This is a genomic window from Sungkyunkwania multivorans (assembly GCF_042675645.1).
Classification (GTDB): Bacteria; Bacteroidota; Bacteroidia; order Flavobacteriales; family Flavobacteriaceae; genus Sungkyunkwania; species Sungkyunkwania multivorans.
Genome location: NZ_JBHTJH010000025.1, coordinates 61,508 through 76,085 on the forward strand (window position 1 = coordinate 61,508; position 14,578 = coordinate 76,085).

A 14,578-nucleotide genomic window follows, 5' to 3' on the forward strand; every position below is an offset into this window, starting at 1 on the left:
GATGAGCGCCCAATGCTATATTTTAGTTTCCAACATAGCGCTGCCTTCCAACAGGATCGGGAGCTGGGTGACGCGTATGGATTCGTTCAACGAGCGCAATGACCTCTTCGATTTCATCCTATCGCCATCAAAAGCATCTGAAAAACATATTTTCTGTAAAAAACGAAGTTTTATTACATGGAACAAACGGTTGAGAAAATTCAATCTACTTCATCGCGTTGCCAAAGATTACGTTGCGGCCATAAAGAAGCTTGCAAAGCAAAACCAGCAGCTCACTATTGTTGTGATGGACGACCCACATCTGCTGGAGTCATTGATCCTTATAAAGAGCGAGTTGCCAGAAAAGACGAAATTAATATTCTCCTTTCACGGATTTCAACTTCAAATGAGCGAGTCTGTTTTGCAAAGGGTAGATAAGGTGCTTTTTCTATCGTATGCGGGCTATCAAGCGACCAAAGACAGCATGTTCGCCTTCGTCCCCGAAGTGGCGGTCGTGGGTAACTGCGTTAATTCGGAGCAATTCTATCCTTTGGAAATGGAAGAAAGAGATGCAGCAAGATCAAAATTTGGATATGCCAAGCGAGATAAAGTACTGGTATGGATGGCCAACGACCGCCCTATCAAAGGCATGCATCTCTTTAAAAAAATAGCGCGAACGCTTTTAGAGAAGCATAGCGATCTAAAGGTGATGGTCCTAGGAAGCAATCAGCAGATCGAAGGTGCTGATATACTGAATATCGGTCGAATCCCCAACGAGGAAATCGCCAAGTACCTTCAGCTAGGCGATTATTATATGTTTACCTCGCTCTGCAAAGAAGGTTTCGGTCTTTCGATGATCGAAGCTTTAAAGACTGGGAATATCGTATTGGCCTCAAAGAATGGGGCGATACCCGAGGTATTAGAAAATGTGCCAAATAGTTATTTAGTAGAAAATCCAAATGAATTGGAGAGCTGGGTCAGTACTTTTGAGAGCGCTATCCAATCATCGCATAAGCGAATTTCAAAGGAGGAGTCCCGCGCTATTTGGAATTATGAGGACTGGGAACAACGCTTTCTAAATGCCATAAAGAATTAACCTAACAAACTATGAGCATCATAAAAAAGATAAAGGAATTAGGGAGATTGGACAGCTATTTCAACAAGACCAATCGGAATAGCTATGATACGCTCTCCTCTTTATTGATACATCGACTATTTCCTAAAGGAACCATTTTGCCTTTCACCCCATTCTCTCTTAACCCTAACACCATTCTTCACGTGATCAATGAGATCCAACTGAACAAACGAAGATCGATCATTGAGTTTGGTTCTGGTATCTCTACCATTGTACTGGCAAAATTTATCAAGGAAAACAAGATCGATGCGCAAGTGGTCGCGGTCGAAGAAAATGAGAGTTGGGCCAACTACATTAAGGCCGAACTCAAAAAATATGATTGCGAGAAATTCGCCTCCGTGCTGCATGTGCCGCTCGCTCCGTGCAAGACCAAAGGACATACGGGTAGTTGGCACGATGTCCCATTGCTAAAAGAATCGATAAAAGGAAAGACCTTCGATTTGATGATCGTCGACGGGCCGGGTGCCTATGAAGAAAAGGAGATCCGATACCCTGCCGCCATTGAAATGATCGATTACTTTGAGCGGGATTTTGTGATCTTTTTGGATGACATTAGAAGAAAAGGCGAGCAACATATCTATAAAAAATGGAAACAGTTTCTTGCAACTCAAGGCCACAAGGTTCAAGGAGATATCATCGATTCAAAGGTATATGCGGTGATCCAATGTGGGGAAGGCTTCTCGACCTACCCGATGAGCTACTAGTAAAATTGGTATCGATGCACCAACAACTAGGCCAAGAATGTTAGATTGAGACTTCTGATAGATTTCTATCTAGTGAAGGAAATTAACAGATTTGTAGTTTACTGTTTTGGTTGATTGTGAAGGTAAATTCGTTTTTTCATCAAGGAAAAAATGAACATAGATCATAAAAGTTAGAATTTTATTCGAATTGGTACAATTTCCTTATATCAAACTCAAGTTAGTGCTTGAAATTGGTGAGGTTTAAGAAATTTAAGCTAGTTAAACGAAGTCAAAAGAAATGATACCTTTGTTTTTATGATATTCCTTAATTAAAAAAAGAAAGATCTTCGATGTTTATAATTGCTGAAATAGGACAAGCACATGACGGTAGTCTAGGAATCTTGCACTCGTATATCGATGCATTGGCTACCACTGGCGTTGATGCCATCAAGTTTCAGACCCACATCGCTTTGGCCGAAAGCAGTATTCATGAACCTTTTCGGGTGAAGTTCTCCTTTGAGGACAACACTAGACTCGACTATTGGAAACGGATGGAGTTTACCCTCCCGCAATGGAAAGAGATCAAAGCACATTGCGATGAGGTTGGGCTAGAGTTCATGTCTTCCCCTTTTAGCAATGCGGCTGTAGATCTTTTAGAAGAGGTAGGTGTCAAGCGCTACAAGGTTGGCTCGGGTGAGGTGAATAATTTTTTGCTCTTGGAAAGGATCGCGCAAACGAGAAAGCCGATCATCATCTCCTCCGGAATGAGTTCTTTCGAAGAGTTGGACCAAACGGTGGCTTTCCTCAAGGATAGAAAGGTCGATTATAATATTTTACAATGTACCACGGCTTATCCAACATCCGCGACACAGTATGGACTCAATGTCATCCCTGAACTGAAAGAACGCTATGGTGTAAAAGTTGGTTTCTCGGATCATTCGGCCAAAGTAGCGACCTGTATCGCAGCGACAGCATTAGGAGCTGAGATCTTGGAATTTCATGCGGTCTTTGACCGTCGACTTTTTGGCCCGGATGCGAAGTCCTCATTAGAGATCGATGAGATAACTAGCCTGGTCAAAGCGGTCACCGATATTTCAACGGCATTGAAACATCCGATAGATAAGAATAATAATGGCCAATTTGCAGATTTAAAAGGTATTTTTGAAAAATCATTGGCAGTCAATAGGGATCTTAAAGCAGGACATCAACTGTCATTTGAAGATCTTGAAGCTAAAAAACCATCAAATATGGGAATCAAAGCGGCTAAGTACACAGAGATAGTGGGAAGAAAGCTTGCACGCGACCTTGACCAGTGGGATTTCTTAAACGAAGACGATCTACAATGAGTAAACGAAAAATATGTGTTGTGGTAACGGCAAGACCTTCATATAGCCGAGTAAAAACTGCACTTTCGGCGATAAAGGCACATCCAAAATTGGAGCTTCAATTGGTGGTTGCTGGGTCGGCCTTGTTAGACCGCTATGGAAACGCGGTAGACTATATAGAAAAAGATGGGTTTGCCATCAATGAGAAGGTCTTTATGGTGCTGGAAGGCGAAAACAAGACATCCATGGCAAAGACCACTGGCCTTGGTGTTATGGAACTTGCAAATACCTTTTATAATTTAAAGCCAGATGCTGTGGTGACCATCGCCGATCGCTTTGAGACGATCGCTACATCGATCGCGGCGACCTATCAGAATATCCCATTGATCCATTTACAAGGTGGTGAGGTAACCGGTAATATCGACGAGAAGGTGCGTCATGCCAATACCAAGTTGGCAGATATTCATTTGGTGAGTTCTGAAGAGGCACGTGACCGTGTGATCAATATGGGAGAAGACGCCTCCTATGTCTTTAATACAGGATGCCCCTCCATCGACCTTGCCTATGAAGTTGCCAAAAGACCCGAACTAGACTTCGACCCCATAGAAAAGTATGGCGGTGTTGGCTCTAGCATCAATTGGAAGGATGGCTATTTGGTGGTGATGCAACATCCTGTGACGACCGAATATGAGCAGGCGAGAGAAGATGTGACAAAAACACTGAAGGCAATTGACAAGCTTGGGATTCCCACATTTTGGTTTTGGCCCAATGTCGATGCAGGTGCCGATGGTACCTCTGGCGGAATACGTTCCTACAGAGAGATCCATCAACCAAAAAATATCCATTTCTTTAAAAATATGCTTCCCGAAGACTTCTTGCGACTGTTGATTCACAGTAAATGCTTGATAGGCAATAGCAGCGTCGGCATCAGGGAATGTTCCTTCTTAAAAGTTCCAGTGGTGAACATCGGGACCCGACAACATGGAAGACAACGCGGAAGCAATGTCATCGATGTGACCTATGATCAGAAAGCGATAGAAGACGCAATTCTGAACAGGGTCGAAGCAAGCGACATTATCGAAGAGCATATATATGGAAATGGAAAAGCTGGAGAAAAGATCGCTGATATTTTGGCCGATATTACCTTGAGATTTCATAAAACGATTACTTATTGATGAGAGTGTTAGGACTCATACCGGCGAGAGGCGGATCTAAAGGCATACCGGGAAAAAACTTGAAGGTCCTTGGAGGAAAGCCTTTGCTGCAATTTACCGCAGAGACCGCTTTGGCTTCACGCATGTTATCAAAAGTGGTGCTTTCTTCGGATGATTCCGACATCATGCATGCAGCAGCTTCGATGGGTATTGAAGTGCCTTATAAAAGACCTGCGGAACTTGCTCAGGATCAAACACCTACATTGCCTGTAGTTCAGCATGCAATTTCCTATTATGAGGGTCAAGGCGAATATTTTGATGCGGTTTGCCTATTACAGGTAACAAGTCCTTTCAGAACTACCGCCCTTTTAGATGCAGCGGTGAAGAAGTTCATAGCGCACAAGCTCGATTCTTTAGTTTCCGTGCTCAAAGTGCCGCACGAATTCAATCCGCACTGGACCTTTAAGGCTGATGATTCCGGTTTGCTCACGATCGCAACCGGCGATGAACAGTTGATACCAAGGCGCCAAGAGCTGCCTGATGCCTATCACCGCGACGGATCTATATATATCACACGAACGCCCGTTATTATGGAACAACAGTCCTTATACGGAAGTAAAATGGGCTTCATAGAATCTTCACCAGAAAATCATGTGAATATCGATACGATAGCCGATTGGAAAAAGGCCGAAGAATTGTTGAAGTTAAATAGTAAATAGTTGTCGAGTTTCCCTATGACCAATGCTAAGAAAGTACTTTTTTTGATTCCAGATGGCGTAGGCATTAGAAACTATTTATACTCTGATGTGATAAAGCATATAAAGGAAAATGCCTCCATCGTTTTCTGGTCACCGCTCGCTGAAGAGGCTTTTAAAGAAGTCTATGAACTTCATGATATCGATGTCGAGTATCAACAGATCAAGCTCCCAGTAGAAAACGCCATTACCCGTTTGTGTAGAGAGGCCGCGACCTATGCACGCTTGAATCATTACGCAAAGAAAATGTCCAATCCCACCATTTTGGTAGTTTGGAGAAGACCAAAGAATAACAAGAAGTTGTGGCTGTTGTATATAATGGCCGAGGTCTTAGGTAAATGGGCCTCTAAGAAGTATCAACGCATCTTAAAGCTAGAACGAATGGCCCAACGTCATTGGTCCAATGCGGTCATTTCCAATTATAAAGGTAAATTAAAGGCAGTGGCACCACATTCGATATTTATTACGCACCAACGTGTGGCAGGCCTAAACCCAATCTCACTCGCAGCCAAAGAACTCGACATCCCTACGACGACCGCCATCTATTCTTGGGACAACCTTCCAAAGGCTAGGCTCTCTGTTAAGACCGATCACTATTTGGTTTGGTCCAATTGGATGAAAGATGAGATGCATACCTATTACCCTGAGATCCCAGAGAATAATATCAAGTTGGTCGGAACGCCACAATTCGATTTTTATGCCCAAAATGAAAGACTGCGGTCTAAAGAGGAATTTGCTTCCAAATATGGTTTGGATGCTCAAAAAAAATGGATCTGTTTTAGCGGTGATGATGTGCGAACCTCGCCCTATGACCCAGATTATCTGAGAGACATTGCCAACGCCCTATCAAGGATGTCCGATAGTGATCGACCGCAATTGATATTTAGAAGATGTCCGGCGGACTTTTCCGATCGCTACGACACCGTCCTAGCGCAGTACCCAGAACTAATTGTCGCCATCGATCCCCTATGGAACAGCAAAGCAAACAACTGGGGCGGATTCTTTCCGAAGTTGGCTGATATCGACTTGCAAGTTAATCTAGCTTTTCATTGTGAGGCGGTGATCAATTTAGGCTCGACCATGGCACATGATTTTACTAACTTTGGAAAACCTTGTCTATACATCAACTATGACCAACCCCATGCCAAAAATTGGTCGGTGGATACGATCTATAAATATCAACATTTCCGAACGATGGAAGGCCTACAGGCGGTAGGATGGTTGAATGGAAAAGACGAAATCGTTGATAAGCTTCAACAGCTGATGGAAAATCCTGATACCATCGGGCCCGATAAGGAACTTTGGATGAAAAAGGTAGTGCGCCATCCTTTAAAGGAAAGTTCAAAATTAATAGCACAAACCCTATTATAAATGCATATTTGTTTCATCACTCACGAGTACCCAAAAAAAGGACACCCGCATGGTGGTGTTGGGACCTTTGTGCAAACGATGGCGAGAGCATTGGTTCAACGAGGACACACCGTAAGTGTGGTAGGGCAACATTATATTTCACGTGATGAAGATGAGAACGATCAGGGTGTAGCAATATATAGATTGAAGAAACATGCCGTGAAAGGTTTGAGTTGGTGGTTCAACGCGAAGGACATCAATACAAAGTTAAAAGCACTTCATGCTGTAGACCCGATCACCATCGTCGAAGCATCAGAACTTGGGTTGGCGTTTATAAAGAAATTAAAGGGAGTCAAGTACGTGATTCGGCTACATGGAGGCCATCATTTTTTTGCGGAAGCGGAAAATAGAGGTATTAACCTCTGGAAAGGCTTTCAAGAAAAGCGTTCTTTTAAAAAGGCAGATGGCTTTGTTGCAGTCTCCAACTACGTGAAGACCCATACCGAAAAATATTTAGATTTTTATGACAAGCCATTGGCCTACAGCCCAAGCCCCATTGACCTCGAAAGATTTTACCCTAGACCGGATATTAAGATAAAGAGGCATCACATCGCCTTTGTGGGTACGGTTTGTGAAAAGAAAGGCATTAGGCAGTTGATCTTGGCTATGCCAAAGGTTTTAAAGGAGGTGCCAGATGCGATTTTACATATTTATGGGAGAGACTGGTATTTTGCCGATGGTACCTCATATATCGATCATTTAAAGACGGATGTGCTTCCCAATTTAGAAAAAGGTCCAGAGCATATCATCTTTCACGGACCGATCCCCTATGACGAGATTCCATCGAAATATGCTGAAGCCGAAGTGTGTGTATTTCCCTCTCATATGGAAACGCAAGGGTTAGTTGCGCCCGAGGCCATGGCAATGGGAAAACCTGTGGTATTTTCTGAATTAGGTCCAGGCCCGGAGATCATTGAGCACCAAACCAACGGATTGCTCTGCGACCCGCATTCACCCGATAGCATAGCCGAATGTATCTGTGAGCTACTTATAAATAAAGAAGAGGCAGAAAGCTTGGCGAAGAAAGCTGCCAAAAGCGCGAAGGAATTATACAGTATTGAGGCCGCTGCGGATCGAAATACCAACTTTTACCGATCATTGATTAGAACCAATTAGAAAACAAGGATGCATTTCGTAATCATGACTCATGTAATACACGAAGAGACCGAAAATGGCCTTGCGGCCTATGCCCCATACGTTAACGAGATGAATCTTTGGTTGAAGCATGTGGATACCGTAGAAGTCGTGGCGCCATTGCAAGCAAGCAATGCAAAAAAGCAGACCTTAAGTACGGCTTACAAACATAGATCGATAAGCTTGTCCCAAATTCCAGAGTTTAGTTTGGTTGGGATTCGAAACGGTTTTAAGACACTGATCAAACTTCCGAAAGTAGCATATAAGATATGGAGGTCCTGTAAAAAGGCAGACCATATTCATTTGAGATGTCCTGGAAATGTGGGGCTGGTCGGATGCGTGGTGCAAATTTTCTTTCCAAGCAAGACAAAAACCGCCAAATATGCAGGAAATTGGGATCCCAAGAGCAAACAACCATGGAGCTATAGACTGCAAAAGCGTATACTATCGAATACCTTTCTCACTAAGAACATGAAGGTCTTGGCTTATGGTGATTGGCCAAATCAAACGAAAAATGTGCTACCTTTTTTTACGGCCACTTATAGCGAAATTGAAAAAACAGCCATATCGCTAAGACCATTGAATGATACAGTACGATTCATGTTTGTAGGTACCTTATCTGTGGGCAAGCGCCCTGTACTGGCAGCAGAGATCATAGCGCGTTTACACAAAGAAGGGCATCAAGTTCGTATGGATGTCTATGGCGAAGGTGAAATGCGGGATGATCTAATGCAGTTCATTCAACTTAATAATTTAGAAGAAGTCATCATGTTGCATGGCAATAGAAGTAAAGAAGAAGTAAGCAAGGCGTATAAAAACGCACATTTCGTGTTTCTACTTTCAAGGTCCGAAGGATGGCCCAAGGCCATTGCCGAAGCCATGTTTTGGGGCGCAGTGCCCGTCGCTACAGAAGTTTCTTGTGTGCCTTATATGCTGGATAACGGTAATAGAGGTATTTTGATAGCACCGAACATTTCGGCCGCCATCGAAGAAATAACACAATTATTCAATAAAAAAGAACGTTATTTGCAAATGGCCGAAGCAGCGATGCAATGGTCCCGCCAATATACCTTAGAGAAGTTTGAGACCGAGATAAAGAAGTTACTGTAACGAGGTGATTGAAAAAAGGAAAGGCATATTGCAACTCATAGATTCGTTGGACGCTGGCGGAGCGGAACGGATGGCGGTAAACATCGCCAATGCATTGGTCGGCTCCAATGGGGTGAATTCTTTCCTTTGCGCCACGCGCCAGGAAGGGCCATTGAAAGCATCGATAGCTGATCAAGTGAGCTATCTTTTCTTAAAAAAGAAAACAACAATAGACATCACTGCCATTTGGCGATTGCGAAGGTTTGTCTCATCTAAAGAGATCACGATAATTCATGCGCACTCTTCATCATTTTTTTTAGCTACACTTGTAAAATTGATCACACCACACGTCAAGATCGTTTGGCACGATCACTATGGTAATAGTGAGGCACTTGCTTCAAGACGCTTCAAGATGTTAAAATGGTGTTCTCGTTTTTTCTCTGTGGTCATATCGGTGAATTTGTTGCTAAAGGAATGGGCCAAGAAGAACTTGCGCACAAGTCGTGTTACCTATTTGCCCAACTTTGCCGCTACTTCGCGGCAGATGGTTTCTGGAACTGTACTTAAAGGAATGGAAGGGAAACGCATTATTTGTTTGGCCAATCTTCGACCTCAAAAAGATCATATTACCTTGATCATGGCTTTTAAAAAAGTTCTTATGAAGTTTCCCGATTGGACCCTGCACTTAGTAGGTAAAGATTTTGAGGATACCTATGCGGAAGAAGTAAAGCGACGAATTATTGAAGATGACCTAGGGGAAGATATTTTTTGCTATGGAAGTGTAAATGACATACAAAATGTACTTGGACAAGCCACGATCGGTGTACTATCGTCAAGATCTGAGGGACTCCCAGTATCTTTGTTGGAGTATGGTCTAGGGGGACTCCCAGTAATAGTCACGGAGGTTGGAGAGTGTGGAAAAGTAGTGATACATGAAGAGAATGGCCTTGTAGTTCCACCAGAAAATCCTATTTTGCTGGCCGAGGCGATGCAGACCTATATAGAAAACGAAGAAACAAGAGAAAAGAGCGCTCAATCCTTTAAAGAGCATATTGATCAGAATTACAGTGAGGTAGCCATTATAAAGACGTTGTTGGAGATTTATGATTCGGTTTAAAAAAGATATATCAGACTTCCAAAGAGAACTTTTCCTCATCTTGGTCCATGTTGGACTAGGGGTGATGGCTTCGTATTTCAAGCCTTTGATGAAACTGTATTTTGCGGTGGTCTTTGTTTCCTTTTTATGGATCATCATTAAAAGGAAGAATATGGGGAATATCGCTCTGGTCTTCTGTGCGTATTATGTTGGGGGCGATACCTTCTTCAGGATGACGGGTGGGACATTCTTCTACGAACAGGTAAAGTATACCTTGATCATTTATATTTTGCTGGCAGAATACTATAAGCCCAATAAACAGCGGACGATCATTTACTACATATATATCCTGCTTTTGATACCAGGAGTGTTCGTTGCAATGAATGCGCTTGATTATGAGACAAATCTGCGGAAGGCGATAGCATTCAACCTTAGTGGGCCGGTGACCTTGGGTATTGCAGCAATACATTGCTACGGTAGAAGAGTACGCTTCGACACTATCAAAAAGATATTGTTCTATATGGGTCTTCCAGTGATTTCAATGACCGTCTATTTGTTTTTATACACTCCAGATCTACAGGCGGTGATCACAGGGACACAGTCAAATTTTGAGACTTCGGGAGGTTTTGGTCCCAACCAGGTCGCCACGGTCTTGGGAATCGGAATGTTCATCTTCTTTGTGAGATATATTTTATGGTCACCAACGCTTCTTTGGAAAACCATCAATGCAGGCCTTTTGGCAATCATGACCTTTAGGGCGCTGCTCACTTTCTCTAGAGGAGGAGTCGTTACCTCGGTGGTGATGGTCGCGCTTTTTCTTGGGATGGTCTATCTGGTTTCGACAGGAAGGCTTAAGGCCAAATTGATAAAGGTATTTTCGTTGCTGATCTTGGTGATGCTAGGCACTTTTATTTATTCGAATTTTCTATCAGCAGGAATGCTCGAGAAACGCTACAAGAACCAAGATGCCATAGGGCGACAAAAAGAAGATGTGACCACTGGACGCAAAGAGCTCATCGCCGCAGAAATAGAGGCTTTCAATGAAAGCCCCTTCTTTGGGATTGGCGTAGGAAAGAACAAGGAATATCGATATCATCGAATTGGGGTCATGGCCGCTTCGCATAATGAAGTTAGTAGGATCTTGGCAGAACACGGGATGCTAGGCATATTGGCCATGGCTATCTTGTTCTTCGTGCCGCTACTCCGTTTTCTCGTTTGGCACCGAAATATCTATATGTTATCCTTTTTTGCCTTTTGGTTTCTGACCATCAATCACTCCTCCATGAGAATATCGGCGCCAGCATTTATCTACGGACTCTCGCTATTAAGTATCGTGAATGTTAAAAATTCTATACATAGGAAACAACTTACAAAAGAAGGGCAGAACCACCTCGACAATAGACAGCTTAGGCAAACTGCTTGAAGCCCGCTATAAGGTGTACTATGCTTCTTCGATAAATAATAAGTTCTTCCGTTTAATGCATATGCTGTTCTCCGTGATCAAAAGGAGAAAGGTCAACGTGGTGCTAATAGATACTTACAGCACATTCAACTTCTATTATGCCTATCTGGTAAGTCTTTTTTGTAGGATGCTGAGACTTCCTTACATCCCAATTTTACATGGCGGGAATTTGCCGAATAGGATCTTACAAAGTCCGAAGATGAGCACGGCTGTCTTCAAAAATGCGGTCACCAACGTTTCCCCTTCCAAATACATGTTAGAGGCCTTTGAAAATCTAGGATATGATAACGTCACCTATATTCCTAACAATATCGAGTTGGATCATTATCAGTACAGATCGAGAAGCGAAGTACAACCGAAGCTTTTGTGGGTGCGTTCATTTTCATCTATTTACAATCCCACTATGGCGGTCGAGGTGCTAAAAATACTTTTAGACAAAGGGTATGAGGCGTCACTGTGCATGGTTGGTCCAGAAAAGGATGGTTCGCTCGAAGCTACCAAAGAAAAGGCGAAGGCATTGGGCGTTGAGGTGACATTTACGGGTAAACTCACCAAAGAGGAATGGATAAAGCGTTCTGAGGATCATGATATTTTTGTCAATACGACCAATTTTGATAATATGCCGGTTAGTGTGATAGAGGCGATGGCCTTGGGGTTGCCTGTGGTCTCTACCAAGGTCGGAGGCATCCCATTTCTTCTAGAAGATGGTAAGGACGCAATGCTGGTCGCACCTCATGATAAAATAGCAATGGCAGCGGCTGTCGAGGAGCTTGTTTCAAGGCCCGACATAGTGAAAAGTATAACAGGCCATGCGCGGACGAAAGCAGAAACGTTTGATTGGCAAACGATAAAGAATCAATGGTTTAAACTGCTAGATGATGTTGCATAGAAGTATCTTTCAACTTGGCCAACGCTATCGGAATCCATCCATTCCAGCTTGGATGAAGTTCTTGCGGTCTTCCGATCGGTGGAGCCGAGAAGAGTTAGAGACCTATCAGTTGACAAAGCTAAAAGAACTGGTGTCCTTCGCTTATGAGCATTCCCCATATTACAGGTCCATTTTTGAGAAGGAAAACATCTCGTCCGACGAAATCAAGGGCCTTGGAGATATCGAAAAGCTTCCAATACTCACCAAAGAGCAACTTCTTAAGAATAACAAAGACATCCATGCCAATTACAAATTTAAGAAAACCTTTACCGCCACCACCTCGGGTTCTTCTGGAGATTCATTAGTGTTCCAACGAGAAGAAGCTGCAGATTCGTTTAACCGGGCGGCCATCTTTAGAGGATATTCTTGGTATGAAGTTCAACCATGGGAGCGCAATGGCTATTTCTGGGGCTTCAATTTTTCTTGGTCAGAGAGATTAAAGACATGGCTACTGGATACGCTTCAAAATAGATTTCGAGTGTTTAGCTACGAAGAGAAGGCTTTTAAAAGCTTCGTGATGAAGCTTCAAAGTGCAACATACATTCATGGGTATTCTTCGATGATCTATCAGACTGCCAAATTGATCAATGAAAAAAGATTAGAAAGACCAAAGCGTCTGAAGCTCGTTAAAGGTACATCAGAAAAGATCTATGAGAGCTATCAGGATGAAGTGGAGAAAGCTTTTGGACGGAAGATGATCAGTGAATATGGCGCTGCCGAATCGGGAATCATCGCTTTTGAGTGTCCCCATGGAAAAATGCATATCAACATGGAAGGGGTGATCGTGGAGGAGATGGAGAACGAGATCTTGCTCACCAACCTTCAGATGTTTTCATTTCCGATCATCCGATATAAATTGGGGGATTATATAACACTGGCCAAAGAAACCGAAAAATGTGACTGTGGGCGAGCACATGCCATCCTTAATGAGGTCACTGGACGTGTGGGGAAAAGTGTGTATGGTCATGAGGGAATCTATCCTAGCCTCTATTTCTATTATATCTTCAAAAATCTTGGAAAGGTACATGACTTAAAATTGAATTATCAGGTGATTCAACGAACAAAGGGAAACTTGGAATTCTATGTCGAACAAAAAATGAGCGAGGCCGAACAAAACCTATTGAAGAAAGAGATCAAGAGATATTTTAAAGAAGACATTTCGTTCACGGTGATCGATGATCATATGCTTTCGATCACAAATGCTAAAAAAAAGAGTTTTATCTCGCATCTTTGACCCCCAGCAACGAGCTGATGGTAAATTACCTCGAGGCCTTCGTTCGCCAAAATGGCCGTATGAAGGTGTACACGCCTGTAACGCATTTAAATCTCCATTATCAAATAAATTTCTTAATGTTCATTTCATATAATTGAATCATTCTTTCTAAATTACAGCGCCTAATTGCCCTGATATGAAATGAGCATAAAAAAAATCAATTAGTTGCATAGTAAACGGTATAATTGAATTTTTTATGTAAAAGTGCAACGTTTACATCTGTGCAATTAATTTTTATTGGTTTATAGAGATGAAATAAAAATTGAAAATAGATGAAAGACGCTCTAAAAGAGACCATAGAGATAAATAAAAAACAACGGGATTTCTACAATACGCCTTCCAAGAAAAAGAACGCTGCCACCAAGTTGTGGTCAAAGATAAGGAACGGGGTGCTCAGTGGTTTTAGAAACCAATTCAATATCAAACAAAAGGTCTATAACAAACATAAAGAATGGCTTGAAGGAATAGAGAATTACAAGGTGTTAGATCTTGGCTGTCTTTATGGAAACCACCACACGATGTATATGGCAGAAAATGCCAAAAGTTATATCGGTATCGATCTTAGTGATAAGGCCATCAATAGTTTGGAACAGCGACTCAGGGATAAGGGCTTTAAAAACGCCAAGGCATTGGCCGTCGATTTCCTTTCTGATGAGTTTGACGAGGAGGCTTTCGATTTGATCTACGCATATGGGGTCATGCATCATTTTGCGGACTTTGACATGCTGCTCGATCGTATCGACCAAAAATTGAAACCAGGAGGCAAGATCATCCTTTATGACCCCTTACAAACCAGCTTTCCTATCAAAGTGATGCGAATGCTCTATCGTCCTTTTCAAAGTGATAAGGATTGGGAATGGCCATTTACAAAGAAGACCTTTAAGAAATTATACGATCGCTACGATGTTCTTGCTACGCACGGGATTCTTGGGGCTAGCAAATGGGGATTGTTGCTAAAAATTGTACCTGCTTCCAAAGGTTGGAAACAACGCCAGATCAAAAGTCTTGTGGATAAAGACTGGAACATAGAAGAGCAGAATGAGTTATACAAATGTATGCATGTCACTATGCATCTACAACGAAAAACTACGGTCTAATATGGCGCATTGCAGCGCTATTCTTCGTAACTTCGGAAGTGTTCGATCGATCTTAAAA

The 14,578-nt window shown here is 42.5% G+C and carries 13 protein-coding genes; all 13 read left to right on the forward strand.

The genetic code is table 11. The annotated features are described in order from the left end of the window. Position 1: 1 nt before the first annotated feature. The 13 genes from ACFQ1M_RS17980 to ACFQ1M_RS18040 all read left to right on the forward strand — a co-directional run bounded on the left by ACFQ1M_RS17980 (position 2) and on the right by ACFQ1M_RS18040 (position 14,520). The gene (locus tag ACFQ1M_RS17980; protein WP_386411133.1) at positions 2-1,075 is read left to right on the forward strand and encodes a glycosyltransferase; all 1,074 of its coding nucleotides are present in this window, start codon (positions 2-4) and stop codon (positions 1,073-1,075) included. An 11-nt stretch (positions 1,076-1,086) separates the two neighbouring features. After that, on the forward strand, positions 1,087-1,818 hold the full coding sequence (locus ACFQ1M_RS17985) for a hypothetical protein (RefSeq protein WP_386411136.1): 732 nt from the start codon (positions 1,087-1,089) through the stop codon (positions 1,816-1,818). Between the two features lie 329 nt (positions 1,819-2,147). Then, positions 2,148-3,143, forward strand: a complete 996-nt coding sequence (locus ACFQ1M_RS17990; RefSeq protein ID WP_386411139.1) for an N-acetylneuraminate synthase family protein — start codon at positions 2,148-2,150, stop codon at positions 3,141-3,143. Beyond that, the gene (gene neuC, locus ACFQ1M_RS17995; protein WP_386411141.1) at positions 3,140-4,297 is read left to right on the forward strand and encodes a UDP-N-acetylglucosamine 2-epimerase; all 1,158 of its coding nucleotides are present in this window, start codon (positions 3,140-3,142) and stop codon (positions 4,295-4,297) included. Before ACFQ1M_RS17990 ends, neuC begins: the two co-directional genes overlap by 4 nt. Continuing rightward, positions 4,297-4,995 carry an acylneuraminate cytidylyltransferase family protein gene (locus ACFQ1M_RS18000; RefSeq protein WP_386411144.1) on the forward strand — a complete coding sequence of 233 codons (699 nt, stop codon included), beginning with the start codon at positions 4,297-4,299 and terminating at the stop codon, positions 4,993-4,995. Before neuC ends, ACFQ1M_RS18000 begins: the two co-directional genes overlap by 1 nt. Continuing rightward, positions 4,996-6,402 (forward strand): hypothetical protein, encoded by a 1,407-nt coding sequence (locus ACFQ1M_RS18005; protein ID WP_386411147.1) that lies wholly within the window; start codon positions 4,996-4,998, stop codon positions 6,400-6,402. After that, complete coding sequence (locus ACFQ1M_RS18010; protein ID WP_386411150.1) at positions 6,403-7,557, forward strand: glycosyltransferase family 4 protein; 1,155 nt, start codon at positions 6,403-6,405, stop codon at positions 7,555-7,557. A 24-nt stretch (positions 7,558-7,581) separates the two neighbouring features. Beyond that, positions 7,582-8,685 (forward strand): glycosyltransferase family 4 protein, encoded by a 1,104-nt coding sequence (locus tag ACFQ1M_RS18015; RefSeq protein WP_386411154.1) that lies wholly within the window; start codon positions 7,582-7,584, stop codon positions 8,683-8,685. A 28-nt stretch (positions 8,686-8,713) separates the two neighbouring features. Further along, the gene (locus tag ACFQ1M_RS18020) at positions 8,714-9,781 is read left to right on the forward strand and encodes a glycosyltransferase family 4 protein (protein WP_386411157.1); all 1,068 of its coding nucleotides are present in this window, start codon (positions 8,714-8,716) and stop codon (positions 9,779-9,781) included. After that, positions 9,768-11,183, forward strand: a complete 1,416-nt coding sequence (locus ACFQ1M_RS18025) for an O-antigen ligase family protein (RefSeq protein ID WP_386411160.1) — start codon at positions 9,768-9,770, stop codon at positions 11,181-11,183. The genes ACFQ1M_RS18020 and ACFQ1M_RS18025 overlap by 14 nt, the downstream gene beginning before the upstream one ends. Next, the gene (locus ACFQ1M_RS18030; RefSeq protein WP_386411163.1) at positions 11,098-12,111 is read left to right on the forward strand and encodes a glycosyltransferase family 4 protein; all 1,014 of its coding nucleotides are present in this window, start codon (positions 11,098-11,100) and stop codon (positions 12,109-12,111) included. The genes ACFQ1M_RS18025 and ACFQ1M_RS18030 overlap by 86 nt, the downstream gene beginning before the upstream one ends. Beyond that, positions 12,098-13,384, forward strand: coding sequence for a phenylacetate--CoA ligase family protein (locus tag ACFQ1M_RS18035; protein ID WP_386411166.1), 1,287 nt, complete (start codon positions 12,098-12,100; stop codon positions 13,382-13,384). Before ACFQ1M_RS18030 ends, ACFQ1M_RS18035 begins: the two co-directional genes overlap by 14 nt. A gap of 311 nt (positions 13,385-13,695) precedes the next feature. After that, positions 13,696-14,520, forward strand: coding sequence for a class I SAM-dependent methyltransferase (locus tag ACFQ1M_RS18040; protein ID WP_386411169.1), 825 nt, complete (start codon positions 13,696-13,698; stop codon positions 14,518-14,520). The last annotated feature ends 58 nt before the right edge of the window (positions 14,521-14,578 follow it).

Coding starts and splice junctions, on each gene's coding strand:
- ACFQ1M_RS18010 (WP_386411150.1), top strand. CDS start 6,403: ATGCATATTTGTTTCATCACTCACGAGTACCCAAAAAAAGGACACCCG.
- ACFQ1M_RS18040 (WP_386411169.1), top strand. CDS start 13,696: ATGAAAGACGCTCTAAAAGAGACCATAGAGATAAATAAAAAACAACGG.
- ACFQ1M_RS17980 (WP_386411133.1), top strand. CDS start 2: ATGAGCGCCCAATGCTATATTTTAGTTTCCAACATAGCGCTGCCTTCC.
- ACFQ1M_RS18000 (WP_386411144.1), top strand. CDS start 4,297: ATGAGAGTGTTAGGACTCATACCGGCGAGAGGCGGATCTAAAGGCATA.
- ACFQ1M_RS17985 (WP_386411136.1), top strand. CDS start 1,087: ATGAGCATCATAAAAAAGATAAAGGAATTAGGGAGATTGGACAGCTAT.
- ACFQ1M_RS18035 (WP_386411166.1), top strand. CDS start 12,098: ATGATGTTGCATAGAAGTATCTTTCAACTTGGCCAACGCTATCGGAAT.
- neuC (WP_386411141.1), top strand. CDS start 3,140: ATGAGTAAACGAAAAATATGTGTTGTGGTAACGGCAAGACCTTCATAT.
- ACFQ1M_RS18025 (WP_386411160.1), top strand. CDS start 9,768: ATGATTCGGTTTAAAAAAGATATATCAGACTTCCAAAGAGAACTTTTC.
- ACFQ1M_RS18030 (WP_386411163.1), top strand. CDS start 11,098: ATGTTAAAAATTCTATACATAGGAAACAACTTACAAAAGAAGGGCAGA.
- ACFQ1M_RS18015 (WP_386411154.1), top strand. CDS start 7,582: ATGACTCATGTAATACACGAAGAGACCGAAAATGGCCTTGCGGCCTAT.
- ACFQ1M_RS17990 (WP_386411139.1), top strand. CDS start 2,148: ATGTTTATAATTGCTGAAATAGGACAAGCACATGACGGTAGTCTAGGA.